The 23,881-nt window shown below is 35.8% G+C and carries 22 protein-coding genes and 2 pseudogenes; 19 read left to right on the plus strand and 5 right to left on the minus strand.

Annotated features, from left to right (window positions below):
* Nucleotides 1–57: 57 nt before the first annotated feature.
* Nucleotides 58–1,587: a cardiolipin synthase gene (locus C568_RS0114350; RefSeq protein ID WP_018781935.1), complete on the minus strand. Its 1,530-nt coding sequence runs from the start codon at nt 1,585–1,587 to the stop codon at nt 58–60.
* 184 nt (nt 1,588–1,771) lie between these two features.
* Here C568_RS0114350 and C568_RS31940 point away from each other — a divergent pair.
* From C568_RS31940 to C568_RS30845, 3 genes and pseudogenes are all read left to right on the plus strand, one after another.
* A pseudogene (locus C568_RS31940) lies at nt 1,772–1,995 on the plus strand (hypothetical protein).
* An 87-nt stretch (nt 1,996–2,082) separates the two neighbouring features.
* Nucleotides 2,083–2,358 carry a hypothetical protein gene (locus C568_RS0114360; RefSeq protein WP_018781936.1) on the plus strand — a complete coding sequence of 92 codons (276 nt, stop codon included), beginning with the start codon at nt 2,083–2,085 and terminating at the stop codon, nt 2,356–2,358.
* A gap of 136 nt (nt 2,359–2,494) precedes the next feature.
* The gene (locus C568_RS30845) at nt 2,495–2,770 is read left to right on the plus strand and encodes a hypothetical protein (protein ID WP_018781937.1); all 276 of its coding nucleotides are present in this window, start codon (nt 2,495–2,497) and stop codon (nt 2,768–2,770) included.
* 82 nt (nt 2,771–2,852) lie between these two features.
* On the opposite strand, the gene C568_RS0114370 is transcribed toward C568_RS30845, so the two are convergent.
* On the minus strand, nt 2,853–4,277 hold the full coding sequence (locus C568_RS0114370; protein ID WP_018781938.1) for an amino acid permease: 1,425 nt from the start codon (nt 4,275–4,277) through the stop codon (nt 2,853–2,855).
* A 454-nt stretch (nt 4,278–4,731) separates the two neighbouring features.
* Between C568_RS0114370 and treR the strand changes: the two genes are divergently transcribed.
* The 11 genes from treR (at nt 4,732) to C568_RS0114425 (ending at nt 16,826) form a co-directional block, all read left to right on the plus strand.
* Nucleotides 4,732–5,442 carry a trehalose operon repressor gene (treR, locus tag C568_RS0114375; protein WP_006093523.1) on the plus strand — a complete coding sequence of 237 codons (711 nt, stop codon included), beginning with the start codon at nt 4,732–4,734 and terminating at the stop codon, nt 5,440–5,442.
* Between the two features lie 160 nt (nt 5,443–5,602).
* A complete protein-coding gene (gene treP / locus C568_RS0114380) occupies nt 5,603–7,030 on the plus strand; it encodes a PTS system trehalose-specific EIIBC component (RefSeq protein ID WP_018781939.1) in 1,428 nt (475 codons plus the stop codon).
* A gap of 13 nt (nt 7,031–7,043) precedes the next feature.
* On the plus strand, nt 7,044–8,705 hold the full coding sequence (gene treC, locus C568_RS0114385) for an alpha,alpha-phosphotrehalase (protein ID WP_018781940.1): 1,662 nt from the start codon (nt 7,044–7,046) through the stop codon (nt 8,703–8,705).
* Nucleotides 8,706–9,105: 400 nt separating this feature from the next.
* Complete coding sequence (locus tag C568_RS0114390; protein WP_018781941.1) at nt 9,106–10,077, plus strand: phosphotransferase enzyme family protein; 972 nt, start codon at nt 9,106–9,108, stop codon at nt 10,075–10,077.
* A 164-nt stretch (nt 10,078–10,241) separates the two neighbouring features.
* On the plus strand, nt 10,242–11,702 hold the full coding sequence (locus tag C568_RS0114395; protein WP_018781942.1) for an alanine/glycine:cation symporter family protein: 1,461 nt from the start codon (nt 10,242–10,244) through the stop codon (nt 11,700–11,702).
* 169 nt (nt 11,703–11,871) lie between these two features.
* Nucleotides 11,872–12,600 (plus strand): amino acid ABC transporter ATP-binding protein, encoded by a 729-nt coding sequence (locus tag C568_RS0114400; RefSeq protein ID WP_003195229.1) that lies wholly within the window; start codon nt 11,872–11,874, stop codon nt 12,598–12,600.
* Between the two features lie 12 nt (nt 12,601–12,612).
* Complete coding sequence (locus C568_RS0114405) at nt 12,613–13,443, plus strand: glutamate ABC transporter substrate-binding protein (RefSeq protein ID WP_003195227.1); 831 nt, start codon at nt 12,613–12,615, stop codon at nt 13,441–13,443.
* 65 nt (nt 13,444–13,508) lie between these two features.
* Nucleotides 13,509–14,165, plus strand: coding sequence for an amino acid ABC transporter permease (locus C568_RS0114410; protein ID WP_026008548.1), 657 nt, complete (start codon nt 13,509–13,511; stop codon nt 14,163–14,165).
* Complete coding sequence (locus C568_RS0114415) at nt 14,166–14,810, plus strand: amino acid ABC transporter permease (protein WP_018781943.1); 645 nt, start codon at nt 14,166–14,168, stop codon at nt 14,808–14,810. It abuts the gene before it with no gap.
* A gap of 233 nt (nt 14,811–15,043) precedes the next feature.
* The gene (locus tag C568_RS0114420; protein WP_018781944.1) at nt 15,044–16,468 is read left to right on the plus strand and encodes an amino acid permease; all 1,425 of its coding nucleotides are present in this window, start codon (nt 15,044–15,046) and stop codon (nt 16,466–16,468) included.
* Nucleotides 16,446–16,826: an OsmC family protein gene (locus tag C568_RS0114425; RefSeq protein ID WP_018781945.1), complete on the plus strand. Its 381-nt coding sequence runs from the start codon at nt 16,446–16,448 to the stop codon at nt 16,824–16,826. Before C568_RS0114420 ends, C568_RS0114425 begins: the two co-directional genes overlap by 23 nt.
* A gap of 57 nt (nt 16,827–16,883) precedes the next feature.
* Here C568_RS0114425 and C568_RS0114430 read toward each other — a convergent pair whose 3' ends face one another.
* A complete protein-coding gene (locus C568_RS0114430; RefSeq protein WP_018781946.1) occupies nt 16,884–18,257 on the minus strand; it encodes a sensor histidine kinase in 1,374 nt (457 codons plus the stop codon).
* Nucleotides 18,254–18,946, minus strand: coding sequence for a response regulator transcription factor (locus C568_RS0114435; protein WP_018781947.1), 693 nt, complete (start codon nt 18,944–18,946; stop codon nt 18,254–18,256). Before C568_RS0114435 ends, C568_RS0114430 begins: the two co-directional genes overlap by 4 nt.
* A 177-nt stretch (nt 18,947–19,123) precedes the next feature.
* Here C568_RS0114435 and C568_RS0114440 point away from each other — a divergent pair, with 177 nt between their 5' ends.
* From C568_RS0114440 to C568_RS32995, 4 genes and pseudogenes are all read left to right on the plus strand, one after another.
* Nucleotides 19,124–20,374, plus strand: coding sequence for a hypothetical protein (locus C568_RS0114440; RefSeq protein ID WP_018781948.1), 1,251 nt, complete (start codon nt 19,124–19,126; stop codon nt 20,372–20,374).
* 151 nt (nt 20,375–20,525) lie between these two features.
* Nucleotides 20,526–20,894: pseudogene (locus C568_RS35440) on the plus strand (STAS domain-containing protein); the annotation flags it as partial.
* Between the two features lie 81 nt (nt 20,895–20,975).
* Nucleotides 20,976–21,398 (plus strand): universal stress protein, encoded by a 423-nt coding sequence (locus C568_RS0114450; RefSeq protein ID WP_003195208.1) that lies wholly within the window; start codon nt 20,976–20,978, stop codon nt 21,396–21,398.
* A 139-nt stretch (nt 21,399–21,537) separates the two neighbouring features.
* Nucleotides 21,538–21,657, plus strand: coding sequence for a DUF4027 family protein (locus tag C568_RS32995; protein ID WP_003195205.1), 120 nt, complete (start codon nt 21,538–21,540; stop codon nt 21,655–21,657).
* A gap of 192 nt (nt 21,658–21,849) precedes the next feature.
* Here C568_RS32995 and glpT read toward each other — a convergent pair whose 3' ends face one another.
* A complete protein-coding gene (gene glpT, locus C568_RS0114460) occupies nt 21,850–23,199 on the minus strand; it encodes a glycerol-3-phosphate transporter (RefSeq protein ID WP_006093537.1) in 1,350 nt (449 codons plus the stop codon).
* 217 nt (nt 23,200–23,416) lie between these two features.
* On the opposite strand from glpT, the gene C568_RS0114465 reads away from it, so the two are divergent.
* Nucleotides 23,417–23,875, plus strand: coding sequence for a MarR family winged helix-turn-helix transcriptional regulator (locus C568_RS0114465; protein WP_003195202.1), 459 nt, complete (start codon nt 23,417–23,419; stop codon nt 23,873–23,875).
* Nucleotides 23,876–23,881 lie beyond the last annotated feature (6 nt).

Consider the following 23,881-nt stretch of genomic DNA (forward strand, 5'->3'; position numbering starts at 1 on the left):
AATGTACCATAATAAAAGAAAAAAGTAACCAAAATGACTTTGATTACTTTTTTGTAATTATAATAAAGGGGAAATTAGACGCATTAGAGATTCTAGTATTCGTTTTTTAATACTTCTTTTTTGGAATGATTTCCATCTAATTTCAGTTGAATGGTTAAAATCTTCTTCAAAATCATGTTTAATATCAAGAACTGTCTTGGATTCATAAAGTACGCTAATGATTTCATAATTTAGTTCAAAGCTGCGGACATCCATATTTGCCGTGCCAATTGTTGCAATTGTATTATCAACAAGTACAATTTTAGCGTGCATAAAACCATCTTTATAGCTGTAAATTGAAGCTCCTGCTTTTAGGAGTGGTGTAAAGTATGATTGAGATGCTTGATCACTAATGATGCTATCGCTCTTACCTGGATATAGAATGCGGACATCTATTCCAGCCAGTGCACTTAAACGAAGTAATGTTAAAGTTTCTTGATCTGGAATGAAGTAGGGTGTCGCAATCCAAATTGATTTCTTAGCAGAAGCTATAACAGCAAGTAAAGTATTGCGAATGCTTGTATCATCTGAGCTTGGTCCACTTGCTACAATTTGAACAGCACCTTTTGCATGAGAATTTTCTTTACCCGGAAAGTATTTTGTATTCATAAATTGATCCCAAGAATAAGTATTTAAACCACTAGAGGCATAGAGCCAATCCTCAAGAAATATTGCTTGTAATTTGTATAATGCTTTCCCTTCTATTCGTAAGTGACTGTCACGCCAAATTGGGAATTTTTTAGAACGACCAAGATACTCATCACCAACGTTGAGCCCTCCGGTAAAACCAATTTCTCCGTCGATAATGATGATTTTACGATGGTTACGATAATTGACTGTTTCAAGTAGCCACGCTGAAAATATAGGATCGAATTCCACAATTTCAATTCCTGCATCTTTCATAGGCTGTAAGAAGCGTTTTCGCAACGTATTGCTTCCGAGTCCATCATAAAGGAACCGTACAATTACACCGGAATTTGCTTTTTTTATTAAAGCGTCTCGAATTTGTGTACCAATTTCATCTGCTCGATAAATGTAGTATTGAATATGTATATGGTGTTTTGCATGTTCAATCGCTTGTAAAATTTCTGGAAATGTTTGTTCACCGTTAGTTAAAAGTTTTGTGGTTGTTGCATCGGCGACAGGGCCACCTCCAAACTTTTGTACCACTTTTGTTAAATGCATAGAGTGTTCACTTAATGAAGAAATAGATGATACATCTAGCTGCCTTCCTTCTAAAATTTCACGGAATAATTTTCGCTGCTCTTCTGAACGATGAAGATGTTTTTTTCTTCTCCAGCGACTTCGGCCAAAAATAGAGTATAAAAGTACACCGACAACAGGAAGAAGAGCCAATACTAAAAACCATGCTAATGTGCTTTGTGGGGAACGGTTTTCAATAAAAATAACGAAAGAAATTCCTACAATTGTGATAGACCATAAAGCACCAACGAAGGTGTATAGTGAAATAATGGACGTATCTAAAAGGAAAAGTACGATAGATACAAGTGTAAATACAAATAATAATTGAACGATAGGATTTTTCATCTGTATAAATCTCACCTATTCTTTCTTAAATATAGGATTCTTATATGGAAGTTGTAATCTAACATTTCTATTATAAAACGTTTTATTTTTTTGTACCAATCTAGACATTTTGCCCATGCCTTCCGCATTTGTCCTACATAAGGTATATTGTTCCATTTTTTGTATGAAAAGGAGTGTGAATGATATGAACGGAGTAAGTCGTCCGTTTGGTGGGTTTGGTCATGCCGGATTTTCCGGAGGCATTGGACGTCCACCGTTTTTTGGTGGTGTTTTTTTCCAGGATTTGTAGCTGGTGCGTTACTTAGCCCTGCTTTTGGTTATGGTGGATATGGTTATCCATATTACTCAGATTATCCATACTATACGGATTATCAGGACTATCCTTATTATTCATACAGCACATATTGATGAACGCGGAAGAACAAGTACTCATGTTTTCCTCATTTGTTCTGCGTATAGTAGTAAATAATCAGTATAAAAGGGGATGAAGATAAAATGCATGACATAAGAAATCATGGAGGATATCATCACAATCATCATAGCGGTCATCATCATGGTGGCGGATGGGGTGGTAGCTCATGGGGAGGAAGCACATTTTTTCCAGGAAGTTTTGCGGGTGGTTTGGTAGGGGGACTTACAGCAGGAGCTTTAACGAGCGGTGGCGGATATTATCCAGCACCATATCCGGTAACCTATCCAGCGCCATATCCAGTGTCTTACCCAGTAACCTATCCAACGCAGTATCCATATTCTCCATATGGCGGATTTTAATAAAAGACGTAGGTAAGCATACAAAAAACTATGGTAAAAAACAGACGATTGCAGTCTGCTTTTTTTATTTTTATGACGTTTATCATTAAATCGTATGTTTTTGTGGTTCTATATTTGTGGTAATGAGATTGGAGGTATGACTGGTCATATTTTTATCGGTATTGCAACGGATTTATCTTCATGGAGAGTCGCATTAGGACTACTTGGGATTCTTACGGTCATCTGTAGTACTCCAATGAACTCTAAGAAAAAAGTGCTTCATGTCCGCTCTATGTGGAATGCATATACAATACATTTCAAAAATAAACAATTAGTAGCGACCATTTTACTTGGGTTTACGTTAATGGGAGGACTTTCTTTGGTTCTATTAACTCGAAAAGAGTATCATATGGAGCAACATAAAAGTAATTAATAAGTATTCAAGAAATAAAAGAAGCTGTGAGCGAACAATCCAATGTATTTGGAGGGTTCTCACAGCTTCTTTTGTATTCGTATTAGCTTGCTTTGTTATTTGGTTGTTCTGAAGCGGGAGTAGACGAATTTTTCATCAAAATTGGATAAAGAATAAGCCCTAATACAAATAATCCAATTCCTAAGAAAAATGTTTTCAAATCAGCTGTTCCAGTTTTAATAACCCAAATGGAATATAGAAATGCAAGTAAGGTAATGATTCCATCTTTTACTCGAGATCCTGGTGTTATATCATATGTTTCTCCTGTAACAACTAGTTTTAATTGATACAAGGTAGAAACAAGGTATGGAATTAAATAGGCTAAAGTTGCAACAACAATGGCAAAATTATATGCTTCTGAAACAGTGCCAGAGATTGTTGAAAATAAGAAAATTTGAGTCATAATATTTGTAACAAGCAATGATTTTGAAGGGCTTCCTTTTTTATTTGTTCTTCCAAAAAACTTAGGGAAAAGTCCATTCTTCGCTGCTTGATAAGGTACTTCTGAACTAACAACAATCCACCCTACAGTAGATCCGAATAATGATACAAGTGCAAGTAGTGCCATAATGTAAGCACCTTTATTACCAATTGCTAGGTTTAATGCATCCACCAATGGTTTTTGTGATTCTTTTAAAGCATCTTGCGGAAGAGCACCCATTGTGAGTAGGGTAATTGCCATGTAAATAAGAAGTGCAATAATTAATCCAAAGATCGTTGCTTTTTTCACATCACGCTGTGATTTTGCGCGATTAGACAGCATAACTGCTGACTCAATTCCTATAAATGCCCAAAGAGTTGCAATAGCAGCAGCATTTATTTGTCCGCCTAATGGAATCGATTGTCCAGCCTCATTCATAAATGTTTGGCCATCACCAAAATTAGAGGCGTTAAAAATAAATAATGTAATGACGATGAACATTGTAAATCCGATAATCTTTGCAATCGTTGCAAGGAGATTCATGTTGCCCGCTCTATCGATGTTTTGAGAAAGGATACATTGAATTCCCCATAGCATGATGCTACATACAGCAAATGTTAAACCTTTTCCAAGTTCTAATGAAAACCCGTTTAGTGAAAAAAGAACTTGCTTACTTTGTAAAACTGGGAAGAATGTAGACAAATATCCTGCAAAGGAAATAATAACAGAAGCAGTTGCAGCCCAGTTAGCAGCCCAGTATCCCCATGCCATGCTATATCCAGCAACTTTACCTGCCTTTTGAGAGGTAAACATTGCTTGTGCGTAACTTTGTGGGCCAGCTTTTAACTCCGGTTTACGCACTGCAAGGTTTCCGAATACAAGTGCAATCATAAATACACCAAGTCCTGTAATCGTCCATGCAAGCGTCGATCCCATTGGACCTGATACTTGCGCTAAATTTGCTGGGAGCATAAATACGCCACCGCCAACCATATTTCCCACAACAAATGCTGTTAAAATCCATAAACCCCATTTTTTCGTTTCCATGTTTGTCTATCTCCTTTGTAGTAGTTTTGCTTATTCATCATCTTTTTACTAACGTTTTTTGAAAATAAAAAAGAGCCATGTAGATAAAAAATACCTACATGGCTCTTTGCCAAAGCGTAGGTACAATGGGAATAACCCTTGTACCTACGCGTGAATTTTTCCGCTAGGTTTCAAGGGTTTACGTATGATGATGATGTTTTTGTGCAAATGTAACTACAGTTGTATTATTTGTAAGCATAGTTCTTTGCTCCCTTTCTCCTCTGATTTTGAAGTTAGTATACTACATGTTTTTTAGAATGAAAAGAAAAATATGAAAAAAATTTATAAAAATGCGGATTGATGACTAAATATTTATATATACTTTCTTGTATTGGAAAATAAGTGAGAGATTGGAATGATTTTCTATCATGCTATAATACAAGTAGAAATAGAAGGTGACAAGGGGTTATTCAAAATGATGAGTAAGTATGAACAGATCTATACGGAGATAAGTGATTCAATTGATAATCGTAAATTAAAAGAGGGATGTAAAATCCCATCTGAAACAGAATTGATGAAGCAGTATGAAGCAAGTAGAGGGACTGTAAGGAAAGCAGTCGATTTATTACAGGAACGTGGATATGTACAGAAAATACATGGCAAAGGCGTTTTTGTTTTAAAGCGAAAAAATATTGAATTTAACTTTGGTGGTATTGTGAGTTTTCAAGAGGAAAATGAACGTTTAGGGCGCCAATGTATAACAAGTGTTGTAGAGATGGAACAATTGTTAGTACCGAAAGAAATGGCTAAATTATTAAATGTAAAGACGAAAACGAAGGTAGATCATATTAAACGTGTTCGAAATATTGATGGGGAAAACGTGATTCTAGATGTAAACTATTTCGTATCTGAACATATTCCGGGATTAACGAAAGAAATTGCTGAGAAATCGATTTATAAATACATTGAGAAGGAATTAGGATTACATATTAGTTATGCACAGCGTGTTATTGAAGTGCAACCTTGTACAGATGATGATCGGAATTATTTGGATTTGAATGGAACAGATTATGTTGTTGTTGTAAAAAACTTTACGCATCTTTATGATGGTAGTCAATTTGAATATACAGAATCACGTCACCGTTTAGATATTTTTCATTTTTCTGATGTGGCGCGGAGAAAATAAAGAGATGAAACAGTGCAGTGTTTCATCTCTTTATTTTGTATATTTTGAGAACAAATGAAAAAAACCTCACCAACTCGTATATACGAGTGTTGACTAACTTATATATACGAGTTAATATGTATTTGTAAACGGTATCAAAAAAAGAAAAGAGGGACGGAATATGGGGAAGGATTATCGTAAGATAGCAGAAGAAGTGCTGCAATATATTGGTGGGAAAGAAAATATTGAACAAGCAGCGCACTGTGTAACAAGACTACGCATCGCTTTGAAGGATGAAAGTAAAATAGATAGCGAAAAACTGCAATCGATTTCTTTAGTAAAAGGTGCGTTTCATAACGCTGGGGTATTTCAAATCGTTATTGGTCCAGGAGATGTAGATCGTGTATATGCTGAATTGATAACGCTTGCAGATATGAAAGAATCCACGGTAGCAGATGTAAAAGATTCAGGGAATCAAAAATTAAATCCGCTTCAAAAGTTTGTAAAAGTATTTTCTGACGTATTTATGCCGATTTTACCGGCGATTATAACAGCTGGTTTATTAATGGGAATTAATAACTTATTAGGTGCAAAGGATTTATTTTTTGATGGCAAAAATTTATTAGAAGTATACCCAAACTTAGGGGGACTGTGGGATTTAATTAATATGATGGCCAATACGGCATTCGTATTCTTACCAGCACTTGTTGGCTGGTCAGCAACGAAACGTTTTGGCGGCAGTCCGATACTTGGTATCGTAATGGGACTTATGTTAGTACATCCTGATTTATTAAATGCATGGAATTATGGAAAAGCAGCTGCAGGGCTAGAGGGACAAAAAATTGAGTACTTCAATATTTTAGGATTGTTCCAAATTGAAAAAGTAGGTTATCAAGGACAAATTTTACCGATTTTAGTAGCGGCATTTGTCTTAAGTAAAGTTGAGATTTTCCTGAAAAAACGTGTGCCAAATGCGATTCAATTATTAGTTGTTCCGATTACAACAATTGTTGTAACTGGTGTATTAGCGTTAGGAGTCATTGGTCCAGTTACACGTCATATCGGCGATTTATTAACAGCTGGTTTAGTTGGTGTATATGAAACAGTTCCTGCTTTGGGGGCAGTATTATTTGGCGCATTGTATGCACCGTTAGTCATTACAGGTATGCATCATATGTTTATTGCGATTGATTTACAGTTAATTTCGCAAAATGGTGGTACATTTATTTGGCCAATGATTGCACTTTCTAACATTGCGCAAGGTAGTGCAGCGCTTGCAATGTTTTGGATTTCCAAAAATCAAAATGATAAAAGTATGGCGTCTACATCAGCGATTTCGGCGTATTTCGGTATTACGGAGCCAGCGATGTTTGGCGTAAACTTACGAAATAAATTTCCGTTTTATGCAGCTATTACGGGATCGGCAATTGCAGCAGTATTTATCACGTTAAATGGTGTATTAGCACCAGCGATTGGAATTGGTGGGTTACCAGCATTTATTTCTATCATTCCGAAATCGATTCCAATGTTTGTTGTTGGGATGATAATCGCAGTAGTGGTACCATTTGTTTTAACATGGTTATTTGCAAAACGAGTAAAACAGAAGTAGGAGGCAGTTTAGTATGAAAGATTGGCATAAAAGCGTTGTCTATCAAATTTATCCGAAAAGCTTTAATAGTTACTACAACACAGAGACCGGTGACATAAAAGGGGTCACAGAGAAACTAGATTATTTAAAAGAACTCGGAGTGGATTACATTTGGTTAACACCGGTATACCAATCACCGCAAAATGATAATGGCTATGATGTAAGTGATTATTATTCTATTGATCCGTCTTATGGAACGATGGAGGAATTTGAAGAGCTACTAGCAGAAGCGAAAAAACGTGAGATTGATATTATGCTTGATATCGTTGTAAATCATAGCTCAACGGAGCATAAATGGTTCAAAGAAGCGAGTGAAGATAAAAATAGCCCGTACCGTGATTTTTATATATGGCGTGATGAAAAGAATAATTGGCAATCTAAATTTGGCGGTTCGGCTTGGGAATATGATGAAGAGACAGGGCAATATTATTTACATCTATTTGATAAAACACAAGCTGATTTAAATTGGGAAAATGAAAAACTTCGAGAAGAAGTATACGACATGATGCGTTTTTGGCTTGAAAAAGGTGTTAGAGGATTCAGGCTGGATGTCATTAACTTAATTTCAAAAGAACAGCATTTTTTAGATGATGAAGGAACATCGGCTACAAGCGACGGACGTAAATATTATACAGATGGACCGCGTGTTCATGAATATTTACAAGAGATGAATCGTGAAGTGTTTGAAGGAAAAGATGTGATTACAGTCGGAGAGATGTCATCTACGACAATTGAGAATTGTGTCAAGTATTCGAATCCAGAGCGGAAGGAATTAAGTATGACATTTAGCTTTCACCATTTAAAAGTAGATTATCCAAATGGTGACAAGTGGACGGAAGCGGATTTTGATTTTTTGAAATTAAAAGAAATCATGTCGAAGTGGCAAACCGAGATGCAAGAGGGTGGCGGCTGGAATGCATTATTTTGGTGTAATCATGATCAACCACGTATTGTTTCTCGCTTTGGTGATGATAAACGGCACCGAAATGAATCTGCAAAAATGTTAGCAACAGCGATGCATATGTTACAGGGGACACCTTATATTTATCAAGGTGAAGAAATTGGGATGACGAATCCGGACTTTGATGATATTAGTAAGTATCGTGACGTAGAATCTTTAAATATTTATAAGATGAAGAAGGCGCAAGGGATGTCAGGTGAAGAAATTATAGGTATCCTGAAACAAAAATCTCGTGATAATTCGCGCACGCCTATGCAGTGGAATGGAGAAGTGAATGGTGGTTTTACAACAAGTACACCTTGGATTTCAGTTGCGGAGAATGCAAAAGAAATAAATGTGGAAAAAGCGCTACAGGATAAAGAGTCTGTGTTCTATCATTATAAAAAGCTAATTGAACTTAGAAAAACATATGACGTTCTTACAGAAGGTAAATATGCAGTTTTAGATATAGAGCATCCAAATATTTGGGCGTATACACGCACATTAGATAATGAAGTATTGTTGGTTGTAAATAATTTTTATGGGGAAACAATCACATATTCCGTACCAGATGAGGTTCAGTTAACTGGAATGAAGCAAGAAGTATTATTATCAAATTATGAGGATTCTGGTGAAGATATTAGAAAGCTTATCCTTAGACCGTATGAATCCATTGTGTATAGACTTACTAAATGATTGAAAAAAGAGGTTGTATGTTTATAACATACAACCTCTTTTTAATTTAAAACACCACTATATATCTTTTGTACTATAAAGGTTACGTTCAATGGTATGTACAATTACATCATTTGATGAATAGTCAATTTATGGAAGTTGTTTTATACTAGTATTGTGTCTTGCCTTTTTAGGCCTAGTACACAGCCGGTGATTGGCTAGTGGAAGTTCTTCCATTTTACCAGTTCCGTTTTTTTGTTGGATAATAGAGGAAATATATTTTCTACAAGAAAGAAGGGACTGTTTTGAAAGATGTAGATTCTATTTCTAGGTAGAGGCAGAGTTTTTTAATTATATTCATAGAAGTATTTTCCATATTTATGGTAAATTAAATATAGAGATACATAAAGGAGGGCTACATATGGAAATAGCTGTAGAACGAGTTTTTACCAATAAAATTTTAGAAGAAGCTGCAAGAAGATTTAATGTTACAGTTGAAGAAAATCCGCTAGGTGATTTTGAAAATTATATTTTTCATGCAAAGGATGAAAGCGGAGTATCTTACGTATTAAGATTAACGCACTCTTCACATCGATCTGAAAAGCAAGTAGAAGCAGAATTAGATTTTTTACGGTATCTTGCAGAGAACGGAGCTAAGGTTGCAGCGCCATATTATTCAAAATCTAAAAAACTTGTAGAAGTAATACAAGCAGTAGATGGAACATTTTTTTATGTTTCTCTTTTTACCTATGCAACGGGTGAAAGAGTAAAGGGCGAAACATCTATTTATTGGGGCGATCCCCTTTTTGAAGCATGGGGAAAAGCAATTGGTCAACTTCATCGTCTTACAATTGATTATCCAAAAACGAAATATCGAGATACGTGGGAAGTAGAAGAAAAAGCAATTATTGATGAGTTGGATGACGAAAAGGTGAAAAATATAGCTTATATATTAATGGAAGAGATAAAGGCCCTTCCAATGGAAAAAAGAACGTTTGGTCTTATGCATGGTGATATTCATCAAGGGAATTTTCATTATGATGGGAAAGAGCTAACGATTTTTGATTTTGATGACGCGACTTATAATTACTTTATTCATGATTTGGCGATGGTTATCTATTATTCCGTTCTTTCAACCGCATGGACTGAACAAGAGAAAACATTGTTTGCACGTAAACAACTGCAAGTATTACGAAAAGGATACGAGTTAGAACATCAATTAGAGGAAAGTTGGTATGAATCGCTACCACTATTTTTACGACTTCGTGATATTGGTTTGTATGGTACGATTCAGAAAAAATTCAAAGGAAAAGAAATGCCAGTACATTTTCAAAAACTAGCAGATGCCATTTATGTAAGAATTATAAAGCAGGAAGCAATTGTGAATATATAATACACATGCAACGCAACAAAGTATATAGATCGAATATATACTTTGTTTTTTTATACAAAAATATGTTTGTTTTATCAAAATAATATTGTCATAGACTTTAGATACCTTTATAATTTTTATATATTCTGAATATTCTTTATAAAATGAAAAGGAGGGGGAATAGATTGGAAGCTTTCGTTACTTGGCTAAATAATATTGTATGGAGTCCCGCACTTGTTTATTTATGTTTAGGAGTAGGTTTATATTTTTCAATTCGAACGAGATTTTTACAAGTTAGGCATGCAGGTGAAATGGTGAGACTTACATTTCAAGGAGAAAAATCAGAAGCAGGTGTTTCTTCTTTCCAAGCGTTAGCACTTTCTTTATCTGGGCGCGTTGGAACAGGGAATATTGCTGGTGTAGCAACAGCGGTTGCATTTGGTGGTCCGGGAGCTGTCTTTTGGATGTGGGCTGTAGCATTTTTAGGGGCAGGATCTGCTTATGTGGAATCGACACTTGCTCAAATATACAAGACGAAGCATCAAGGTCAATTCCGTGGTGGCCCGGCTTACTATATTGAAAAGGGATTAGGGGTTAAGTGGTATGCACTCGTGTTTGTCGCTGCAACCATTCTTGCAACAGGAATGTTACTCCCAGGTGTGCAAGCGAATAGTATTGCCTTGAGTTTGGAAACAGCTTTTGGTATTAATACATCTGTATCAGGAGCAGTATTAGTTGTTGTATTAGCACTTATTATTTTTGGTGGGGTTAAGCGTATCGTTAACGTAGCACAGGTTGTTGTGCCATTTATGGCGGTTGGATATATACTTGTTGCTTGCGTAATTGTGTTTATGAATATTGAAAAGTTGCCTGAAGCATTTATGTTAATTATAAAAAGTGCATTTGCATTAGAAGCTGCTTTTGGAGGGATTATCGGTTTAGCAATTTCTTGGGGAGTAAAACGTGGTATTTATTCGAATGAAGCAGGTCAAGGAACTGGGCCACATGCTGCTGCTGCTGCTGAAGTATCTCATCCAGCAAAGCAAGGCCTTGTGCAAGCATTTTCCGTTTACATTGATACATTATTTGTTTGTTCAGCAACAGCATTTATGATGATTATTACAGGCATGTATAACGTATTTGATGCAAGCGGAAAAAATTTCATTGTAAATAAATTGAATGGTGCAGAACCAGGACCAGGGTACACACAGGCAGCAGTTGAATCTGTATTTCCTGGATTTGGAAACGGTTTCGTTGCAATTTCCCTATTATTCTTTGCTTTTACAACGATTATGGCGTATTACTACATTGCAGAAACGAATATTACTTATTTAAATCGTGATAAAGATCGTCCATGGATGTCACTTGTTTTAAAAATTGTTTTCTTAGGCGTTGTATTTTACGGCTGTGTCAAAACAGCAGCAACTGCTTGGGCTCTTGGTGATATCGGTGTAGGGATTATGGCATGGGTCAATATCATTGCAATCTTACTTTTACAAAAACCGGCACTGCTAGCACTGAAAGACTATGAAAAGCAGAAAAAAGAAGGGAAAGATCCTGTATTTGATCCAAAGAAGCTAGGAATCAAAAATGCTGATTTTTGGGAGCATGAATACGGAAAAGATAAGAAAGAAGAAGTGTCATAATAAGGTACTTGTAGAACAATAACGGGCAGTATATCTGCTCGTTATTGTTCAAATAATGGGAATTTATGTCTGCATGGCCGAATAAAATTTGAAGCAGAGAAATTTCACTTTATAAATAATCGCCTCAATTTAAAATACGATAGAAATAGAGAAGAAAGGAGGAAGCGAATTGATTGCCTTTCGTAATGTAAATAAGTTTTATGGTAGCTTTCAAGTCTTAAAAAATATTAATTTACAAGTTCAAAAAGGTGAAGTAGTTGTAATTGTTGGACCATCAGGGTCTGGAAAAAGTACATTGCTCCGCTGCATTAACCAATTGGAAACAATTACAGAAGGAGAATTAGTCGTACAAGATGTGGAAGTACATAATCCGAAAACAGATATGAATCAATTACGCCGAAATATTGGAATGGTATTTCAGCATTTTTATTTATATCCACACAAAACAGTGCTCCAAAATATTACACTTGCACCGATAAAAGTAAATAATATCTCAAAAGAAGAAGCGGAAAAAACAGCAATGTATTATTTGCAAAAAGTAGGGATTCCAGAGAAAGCGAATGTGTATCCGCAGCAATTATCAGGGGGACAACAGCAACGGGTAGCAATCGCAAGGGGATTAGCAATGAAACCAGAAATTATGTTATTCGATGAGCCAACTTCTGCACTTGATCCAGAAATGATTGGTGAAGTGCTCGATGTTATGAAAACCTTAGCAAAGGAAGGGATGACGATGGTTGTCGTGACCCATGAAATGGGATTTGCACGTGAAGTAGCAGATCGTATTATATTCATGGATGAAGGACAAATCATTGAAGATACAAAGCCAGTGAACTTCTTTGCAAACCCAGAGCAAGAAAGAGCACGATTATTTTTAAGTCGAGTGTTGAACCATTAGAGGAGGGGTTTTATGTTTAAGATGAAGAAACTGTTCGTTTTAATTGTATTTTCATGTTTATTTACTCTGATCGTAGCAGGTTGCGGGAAGGAAACGTCCAAAGAAGTTTCTAAAGAAACTTCGGGCGGAAAAGTGGTAGATCAAATTAAAAAGCGTGGGAAATTAGTAGTCGGAGTTAAGAATGATACAAACTTATTTGGATTGAAAGACCCTGCAACAGGGAAGGTAGAAGGGTTTGATGTTGATATAGCCAAAGCGCTTGCGAAAAAAATTCTAGGAGACGAGAGTAAAGTAGAATTCAAAGAAGTGACGTCTAAAACACGTATTCCAATGTTGAAAAACGGCGATATTGATACGATTATCGCAACGATGACAATTACAGAAGAGCGTAAAAAAGAAGTTGATTTTTCAGATGTATATTTTAAAGCAGGACAGTCGTTACTTGTGAAAAAAGGGAGCAAAATCAAGAGTATTGATGATGTGAAAAGCGGTGTGACAGTATTGGCGGTAAAAGGATCAACTTCTACCCAAAATATTCGTAAAAAATCACCAGAAGCAAAGGTGCTAGAATTTGAAAATTATAGTGAAGCATTTACAGCATTAAAAGCAGGGAAAGGTGATGTCCTTACAACAGATAATGCGATTTTATACGGTATGGCAAAACAAGATGCAAATTATCAAGTTGTTGGAAAAATTTTCACGGATGAACCGTATGGAATTGCTGTTCAAAAAGGAGCAACAGATTTAACAAAGGTAATTAATGATTTGTTAAAAGAGATGAAAGCAAATGGAGAATACGATAAATTATATGAAAAATGGATTGGTGAAAAGCCAGAGAAGTAAAGTATAGAAAGAGTAAGAGGATGAGAGATACTCATCCTCTTCTTGTAAAGAAAGAGGGGGAGCATTTGCCTGATTTTTCTATTCTTACAAACAATCTTGATTTGTATTTAGAAGGATTTAAATATACAGTGATGTCCAGCATTGTTGCACTGATTGGGAGTTTCATTCTTGGTACGATTATGGCAGTGATGCGAATTGCACCCATTCGAGTTTTGAATTGGTTTGGCGCAGCTTATGTAGAATTCATTCGAAATATTCCACTTGTTTTAATTGCGTTTGTATTTTATTTTGCTTTTCCGGTAATGGGTGTTACATTAAATGGTTTTATTGCTGGTACGGCTGCACTTACAATCTATACAGCCGCATTTATTGCAGAAGCAATTCGAGCTGGAATCTTGTCAGTTCCGAAAGGACAGATGGAAGCAGCACGTTCTTCTGGCTTAACGTACGTGCAAGCGATGTATTATATCGTTTTACCACAAGCTATTAAAATAGTAATTCCGCCATTAGGTAATCAATTTCTCAATTTAGTAAAGAACTCATCTATCCTTGGCATTATTGCTGGAGCAGATTTGATGTATCAAGGAGATTTAATTTCAACAAGAACATTTGTTACATTTGATGTGTATATATTTGTTGGTATGTTTTATTTATTATTGACTGTACCGCTTAGTATGCTTGTGCGTTATTTTGAGAAACGCTTAGCGAAAGGAGCGGTGTAAATGGATTTTCGAGGTGCTTATACAGGCGATCATGTTTTATTTTTATTAAAAGGGCTACTTGTTACATTAGAAATAGCTGTTGTAGCGATTTTACTTAGTTTTATTATTGGTAGTATAGTGGGGACTTTGCGATATGCAAAAATACCAGTCGTATCACAGTTACTAGCTTTTATCGTTGAAATTATTCGAAATTTACCACTGCTTTTAATCATCTTCTTTACATATTTTGCACTCCCAGAAGCTGGGCTGAAATTAGAGATTATAACGGCAGCAATTGTTGCTTTAACGATATTTGAAGCAGCGATGATATCAGAAATTGTTCGCAGTGGTTTATTATCGATTGAAAAAGGACAAATTGAAGCAGCGCGCGCGTCTGGATTATCATATACCCAAACACTTTGGCATATTATTTTACCGCAAGCATTGAGACGAATGGTACCACCGCTCGTCAGTCAATTTATCTCGTTATTAAAAGATACGTCACTAGCGGTTGTTATCTCCTTGCCAGAACTCATGCATAATGCCCAAATTATTAATGGACAAAACGTAAACTATATGATTCCTACATTACTACTTGTTGCTTGTATGTATTTTGTTGTCAACTACAGTTTATCACTTGTGTCTAGGAAATTAGAAAGCCGTTAACTCTTACATGAAATGAGATGTGAGAGTTTTTTTATGTTTTTTACATAGTTTAAAAGTTGGGGTTTGGAAGATATTTGGTTTTTTAATAGTGTAATTGTAAGATAGATGAAAAAACATTATATTTTATCAGAAAAGTTTTAATTTTATATAGAAATTGTAACCGCTTTCGTGTATATTTTTATTATCAGAAAATTTTAAAAAGAGATAGAGGGTACTTGTAGGGGAGGATTACGATGCAGCAAACAACGAATGAGAAATTACATCGTACGATGAAGAGTAGACATTTATTTATGATTGCACTTGGAGGTGTAATTGGAACAGGTTTTTTTCTTGGATCAGGATATACCATTAACCAAGCAGGACCAGGAGGAGCGATCCTTTCTTATTTAGTCGGTGGATTTATTATGTATTTAACAATGCTTTGCCTTGGTGAGCTAACGGTAGCGATGCCGGTTTCTGGTTCTTTCCAAAAATATGCGACGAAGTTTATCGGTCCAGGAACAGGATTTATGATTGGATGGCTTTATTGGCTTGGATGGGCAGTTACAGTTGGTTTAGAGTTAACGTCTATCGGCTTAATGATGAAAAGATGGTTTCCAACTGTAGATGTTTGGGTATGGTGTCTTGTATTTGGAGTTATTTTATATATGTCAAATGCTATCTCAGCAAAGAGTTATGCTGAATTAGAATTTTGGTTCTCAAGTATTAAAGTAATTACAATTATTGCATTTGTTGTTCTTGGTGGTAGTGCGTTATTTGGTTTTTTACCGTATGACGGAAAAGAAGCAGCGCCTCTTTTTTCTAACTTTGTGAGCGATGGTGGATTGTTCCCGAATGGACTGGTTGCTGTGCTTCTTACAATGATTACAGTTAATTTTTCCTTCCAAGGAACAGAGTTAATTGGGATTGCAGCAGGAGAGAGTCAAGAACCGGAAAAAACAATCCCACGTGCAATTCGTAATACAGTATGGCGCATTATGTTGTTCTTTATTTTAACAATGACGATTTTAGTAGGTTTAATTTCATGGAAAGATGCAGGGGTTATTGAAAGCCCATTCGTTGTTGTATTTGATAAGATCGGTATTCCATATGCAGCAGATATTATGAACTTCGTTATTATCACTGCTTTATTATCTGTAGCAAATTCAGGATTATATGCGGCGACGCGTATACTATGGTCACTTGCAAATGAAGGAATGGCACCAACTTCCTTCAAAAAGGTAAATAAACGCGGTATTCCGATTACGGCATTAGTAGTTACAATCGCAGTAGCGGCATTATCTTTACTAACAAGCTTTTTGGCAGAGGATACAGTATATATTTATTTATTATCTGTTGCTGGTTTATCTGCAGTTGCAAGTTGGATTATCATTGCTTTATCACAACTTCGATTTAGAAGTCAGTATGTAAAGCAAGGCGGAAAAGTAGAAGATTTAAAATATAGAACACCGTTATATCCAATTGTTCCTATTTTAGCGTTAATTACAAATAGCATTGTTGTTATTAGTTTAGCATTCATTCCAGAACAGCGTATGGCGCTATATTGCGGCATTCCATTTATCATTTTCTGTTACGTGTATTATTATATAAATAAGAAACGGAAGCAAATTACGAAAGTGGAGATGGGAACAACGTATGAAACTAACAATCAAGCATGATGATATTGAGACAGAACTTTCACATGGTCAATTGTCTATTGGAAAAGAAAGTGGATATACACCGTTAGAGTTATTCGTTTCCTCTATTGCAGGGTGCAGTGCAATTGTATTTCGGACAATTTTAGAAAAGAAGCGTATTACATACGATACGTTTACAATTGAAACTGAAATTGGAAGAAGCGAAGTTTTACCAAGGCCGGTAGAAAGTCTTCATTTGCACTATAAAATAAAAGCAGAAGGAATTACACAGGTACAGTTAGAAAAAGCGTTAGAGCTTGCGGTGAAGAATTGTACGATTGCTCAATCTGTGAAGGATAGTATAAAAATTACAGAAACAATTGAGTTGATTGGTGAATAAACTTTTGTAGAGCAAATAATGTGCGAAAAAGCTTAAGAGAAATTCTCTTAAGCTTTTTCACATACTGATTGGCAATGACATAGTAAAGCAAGAACCTTGATTTACTTCACTTGTAACAGTAATTTCTCCGCCATGTAGTTCGACTATTTCTTTTACAATGGCAAGTCCTAATCCAGTTCCACCAGTTGAACGAGATCTTGCTTTATCGACGCGATAAAATCGTTCGAAAATGTGTGGGATATCTTCTTCTGGAATTCCTTCTCCTGTATCTTGGATGGCAATTTCAAGTTGTGTTTTATGCTCTGTAACGGAAATGGTAATTCGAGAATGTTCAGGTGAGTGTACATACGCATTATTTAATATATTGATGATAACTTGTTCAAACCTTTGTTCATCAAGAGCTATAGAAAGTGAAGAAGGACATGTTGAAGAAACAATGATATGTTTTGCTTCATACATTATATTCACTTTTGTAACAATGCGAGAAAGAAAGGTTTGCAAGTGTACTTCCTTTGCTTGAATAGAAAAATTATGTTTTTCCATTTGAGCAAGCAAGAATAAGTCCTGTACTAAATTTGTAATATAATCAGCTTCATCTTTTATAATTGATAAATATTTTTGGCGCTGCTCAGGAGGTGTACTGTTTTTCATGGCGATATCTGCATATCCCCTCACATAAGTTAGCGGTGTTCTTAGTTCATGAGCGACACTTGCTAGAAATTCACTGCGTTCTTTTTTCATATAATGTAAATCATTCGCGAGCGTTTGGATAGACCCTGCAAGTTCACCAATTTCATCATTTCGAGTACTAGTTAGAGATACGGATAAATCACCATGACTCATTTTTTCAGTAGCATGCTTCATACGGAGAAGTGGTTTTGTTAACAGACGCGATAGAAGAAATATCGTAATGACTGTTAAAATAAATGTAACAACACCAGCAACAAGAAATTGTTTTGTAAGACCTGTAATCATTTCTTTAATAGAACTTGTGCCAAGAAACATATAAACATAACCTTGCGTTTTTCCTTCTATTATTATTGGACTAACTGTGCATATATAATTGGAAGTTTTCCAGTGGTTCTCCACGATCGTTCCATTATGGTTCGTATTTGCTATCATTCCAATAATGTGCCTCTTTATAGTGGAATCTATATCATTAGATTTTGCTAATATTTTTTTCTGAGCGTTTGTAATAATAACTTTTGTTTCAGCCTCTGACTCCATTAAAGCGACATGAGAGATTGTTTGGAAATCAAAATATTTCTCAAGTACATCTCGGTGGCTATTTCCACGTTTTAATAATGCTGTCATTTCCTCATTTACCCTCGTATTGACAAGGCTATAATAGAGTAAAACAAATAGGACGGTTTCGATTAAAAGCGTAACAATTAAAAAGTAAAATCCGAGTTGAACAGAAATTCGTTTCATCGCGTAACTCCTTGATTTTCAGCGTCAATCCACCGGTAGCCAACTCCATACACAGTTTTTAAATGTTCGTCAATTGGAAAATTGTTCTTTCGCAATTTATCACGTAAGTTACGAATATGAGAATCCACTGTGCGATCCTCTGTATTTGTATCTAGTCCCCAAATCCGCTCAATAAGCTGATCGCGACTTAATACGTAGTTCACGTGACGTAGAAATAAACCAAGTAAAGAAAATTCAATTGGTGTAAGAAGGAGTTCTTGTTCATAAACGGAGATAAAGTGTTTCGCTTCATCCCACAAAATTCCTTTATATCGTAGTTGCTCATGTTGATTACTGCGCCGTAATACTGCTTCAATACGTGCTAATAGTTCACCTTCATGAAAAGGTTTTGTTATATAATCATCAGACCCGATTTTTAATCCTTGAATAACATCAATCGGCTGATCGCGTGCGGTTACCATAATAATAGGAACGTTACTAAACGAACGAATTCTGTTACATGTTTCCCAACCATCCATTTTCGGCATCATAATATCGAGAAGAACAAACTTAAAACTTTGGTTTTCTATATAAGAAATAGCTTCTTGTCCAGAAGTCGCACAAACGCAGTTATATCCTCTAGGAGTAAGATAAAGCGTTAATAATTCGAGCATACGTGGTTCATCATCTACAAGTAGTATATCCATCATATAATATCCTCCGTATTTGTATTCACTACTAAAAGTGTAATGCAAAATCCTGAAGAAATGGTGCAGATTATCATGCATCTGCATAATTTCTTCAGAATTGCTTGTTATTGTATAGTTGAAATTTACATTTTAGGTAAAGATTATAGGCTCAAACATGATGGGTATGGAGGCGATATAGTGAAAAAAGCAACTCGAGTTTTGAGTATGACAATAGTTGCTGTACTTGGACTTGCAGCGTGTGGACAAGCAAATACAGAGCATGAAAATCATGAATCTACAAAAGAGAAGAAAAATGAGCAGCAAAAAGATATGAAGGTGCATCATGCAGCGTTGCCACCGAAAGAAATGAATACTGGAGCATCTAGAGATTTATTAACAACAAGTTTAAAAAATGTAACACGATTAAACACAAATGATCCTGTTCAAATGGCAGTATTAACATCACAAACAATATGGCCAGCGACTCACAAAGAGAACCAACCAGGAGCGGTGATTTTAGTACCAGCTAATCAGTGGCAACTTGGAATTGCTAGTGCGGATCTCATTCATCATCCAAACAATGGACCTATTTTATTTATGAATAAAGAAAGTATTCCAGAGGCGACGTTAAAAGAAATCAAGCGGTTAAACCCACTTGGAACAAAAGATGGAACACAAATTATGGTGATGGGAGATGTAGAATCTTCCATATTAAATCAACTGAAAGAATATAAAATAAAGCAAATAAAAGAAACGGATTCAGCAAATTTTGCGAAAGATGTTGATAAAGAATATGCAGACATAACAGGGAAGTACCCAGAAAGTGTCATTATCGGTTCGTCTGAAGAAGAAGGACGCTTATATACAACACCTGCTGTGAATTGGATTGCTCATATGCCTGAACCTCTTTTATATGTAGCAAAAGATAAAGTACCTGAGGCTACAATAGAAGCGTTGAAAGCAAGAAAAGGGAAAGCAAATATATATCTTTTAGGACCTGAAAAAATTATTTCAAAAGAGGTAGAAAAACAGTTAAGTAAGCATGGAAAAGTAACGCGCATTAGCGGAGAAAATCCAACAGAAAACTCAATCGCTTTTGCAAAGTTTAAAGATAAGAAAACACAATTTGGATGGGGATTCACAAAACCAGGGCACGGCGTATCATTTGTTTCAACAGAAACTCCCGATTTAGCAATTGCTGGAGCGCCGTTTTCACATATGGGGAAACATGCACCTGTTCTATTATTAGATAAAGGGAAGGTTTCACAGCCAGTATATGATTTATTAGCTACGATTCAACCAAAATTTAAAGATGATCCAACGCTCGGGCCATATAACCACGGTTTTCTATTAGGAAATACAGAGAATATTTCGTTTGAAACGCAAGGAATACTTGACGAGAAGTTAGAGATTGTTCAAGAAAATGGTGGGGGACACGGTGGACATTAAGAGAAAAGACGTTGCATGATGCAGCGTCTTTTCATTTGGGAAAGTTTTTTATAGCAAAAAATCTGACATTCGTTATATAACAGCACTCGTGCAATCGGCCCGATTTTCTTACGGAGAAAATCAAAAAATAAGAAAAGTAGAGGAGTGTTATCTTGTTACACATAATCTAGCTCTTGGTGTTATGATTGGTACAGTAATAAGTGCAGTTTTATTCGCAGCAAATATGGCAAAGATTCACGTGAAACATTCTTATGTTGGTGAGAAAAAGATATACGCTGTTCACGGATAACTCTTCTTTGCATCGACTACAGAATTTATAAATGTATTTCAGTTTAAAGAAGATGTGACAGAAGTAGAAATTGATTTTACACACGCCCATGTATGGGATGATTCAGCTGTGGCTGCGGTTGATAAAGTTGTAGTGAAGTATGAGAAAAATGGTGTGAAAGTAAACATAACGGGATTAAATGAGCGTAGTTCAGAGCTTGTTACAAAATTGGCGAAACAAGCTGTTCGTTAAATAGGAAGAACCTTTTCGAAGGACCGAAAAGGTTCTTTTTGTATTATAATACGAGTATGATGATGAAAGGGGTTTCAGAAGATGTACAAGCAAATTATATTAGCATGTGATGGTTCAGAACACGCAATACGCGCAGCAAAACATGCCGTACATATTTCTACATTGAGTAAGGAAGTAACCGTTGAAGTTGTATACGTAGTAGATAGTAGAACAGCAAAATCAGATATTATACAGGGACAAACAAATATAGAAACAATTTCAGCTAGTCGAAAAGATAGATTAAAAGAAATTGAGATTTTATTACAGCAAGAAGGAGTTTCTTATAAAATTACGATTTTACATGGTGATCCAGGAAATACACTTGTGCAATATGTAAATACAGGAGACATTGATCTTGTAATAGTGGGGAGCAGGGGATTGAATACATTGCAAGAAATGGTACTTGGTAGTGTAAGTCATAAAATAGCAAAACGAGTGAAATGTCCGGTGATGATCGTGAAGTAACAGGCAGCAGAAATGTTGTCTGTTTTTTTGAGATAAATCTTACAAAATTGTAAGACTGTTGTTAGGGAAATCGATGTTTTGAAATTTCCTCCATTGATATGATGTAATCATCAAAGGGAAAGAATGGGGGATGTAAGAAATGAAAGCATTTCAAAGTTTAACATATAGTCAAGGAGTGAGTCTTATTTGTTTAGGGGGATTTACTACTTCGGTGACATTGGCTATTGCTATGAAAATGTTTCAGCAGATGTTTTTATAAAAGTAATGTTGTAAATAGAAGGGAAATGATTGTTATAGGCTGCAAGACAATATCACTAGACATAAATAAAAAATAGCTCTTAGCATATATCTGAATGCTAAGAGCTATTTTATTTCTTTACTTCAGCTTTTGTTCCCCACTGATTAAAGCTTTTCACTGTATCTTATAGAAGTTTTTAAGAAAAACCTCCGTTTAAGCTTGTTGTGATTTTGAAGATCCTGTGTTTAAAGTTAGAGCAAGGAATACAATCGCAAGTACACAAGATGTAAGTAATAGAATGAAACCGCCGTTCCATCCGAAAGCATCTACAATAAAGCCCATTGCAGCACTAGCAAATGCAGCACCGCCCAGGTAACCGAAGAAACCTGTTAAACCAGCAGCTGTTCCAGCGGCTTTCTTTGGTGCTAAGTCAAGGGCATGTAATCCAATGAGCATAACTGGTCCATAAATTAAGAAGCCAATTGCCACTAGTGCGATGCTATCGATGATTGGATGACCAGCCGGATTTAACCAATAAACAAGAACAGCAATGAATACACCAACCATGAATAAAATACCAGCAGGGGCACGGCGCCCTTTAAATAATTTATCGCTCATCCATCCGCAAAGGAGTGTGCCCGGAATACCAGCAAATTCGTATAATGCGTATGCTGTACGAGAACTATTATGAGTAAAGTTTTTTTCTTCTACTAAATAAGTAGGTGCCCAGTCTACAACACCGTAGCGTACGAAGTATACGAATACGTTAGCTATAGCGATGTACCATAAAAATTTGTTGTTTAGTACATAAGTAAATAAAATTTCCTTTACCGAAAGTTCGCGTTCACGATCTTTTACTCTTTCATCTGAAGGATATTCACCCGTATATTCTTCAATAGGTGGTAATCCACAAGATTGCGGTGTATCGCGCATTACAATTAATACATAGATCCCAACTAAAATTGCAAAAATACCTGGGAAGTAGAAAATGCTTTGCCAGCTACCAGCAAATAAGAATAGTCCTAATGTTACGAGTGGTCCCATAAGTCCGCCACCAACATTGTGGGCAACGTTCCAAATGGACATTTTTGTACCGCGTTCACTAATAGAGAACCAATGAACCATTGTGCGGCCACATGGAGGCCAGCCCATACCTTGTACCCAACCATTTAAAAATTGAAGAACAAACATAAGCAAAATACTTGTTGTAATAAAAGAGAATGAACCAAAGATAATATTAATGATACCGGATAAAAATAGTCCTGCCGCTAAGAAGTAGCGGGGGTTACAACGGTCGGAGACAATCCCCATAATAAATTTACTTAAGCCATATGCAATGGATACAGCAGAAAGGATAACTCCAAGTTCACCTTTGCTAAATCCTTGTTCAACAAGATAAGGCATAGCCAGTGAAAAGTTTTTGCGAACAAGGTAGTAACCTGCATAGCCAATGAAAATGCCTAAAAATACTTGTAAGCGCAGTTTGCGGTATTCGCTATCAATGCGATCAGCAGGTAAGCGCTCTGTATGCGGCGCAGGTTTAAACAACTGAGTTAAAAACATAACCTAAAAATCCTCCTCTATTATTGAAAACGTTTTATGACATAGTCTTTATACTCTCATTCCCCATGACTGTCAATATTAACTTGGTCAAAAATTATACAACTTTGCGACAAAAATGTAAACGTTTTTACAAAATAAAATTATTGACGAAATTAATTATAGGGTTTAATATTTAAATACGTTAAATATTTTATTGTTTAAATAAGAGGTGGATAACATGCCAAATGATATGACTCATATTGATAGAATTCAGGCTTTAGCATTCTCTATAGGAAAGAAAATGCAAACGGAGTTACTAGAACAAATGCAAGCATCAGGACTTACACCACCGCAATTTTATATTTTAAAAATTTTAGACCATTACGGTGCATCAAGAGCAACGAAATTGGCGAAGAAAATGTATGTGAAACCAAGCGCAATTACAGTGATGATCGATCGGTTAATCGATCAAGAATTGGTACTGCGCTACCATGACAAAGAAGATCGTCGTGTTGTTGTAATTGAGCTGACGAAGAAGGGGAAAGATGTAGTAGAAGAGGCAATGACTGCTCGTAATAAGCATATTGCAAAATACTTCTCACAGTTAGAATTACAAGAGAGAGAAGATTTACTACGCTTATTTGAAAAGTTAGAGGTAATTATTTGCGGGGAATCTGAGAAGAAAGAGACAAACTAAAAGGAA

This window comes from Bacillus sp. 95MFCvi2.1 (assembly GCF_000374965.1).
GTDB classification, from domain to species: Bacteria; Bacillota; Bacilli; order Bacillales; family Bacillaceae_G; genus Bacillus_A; species Bacillus_A pseudomycoides.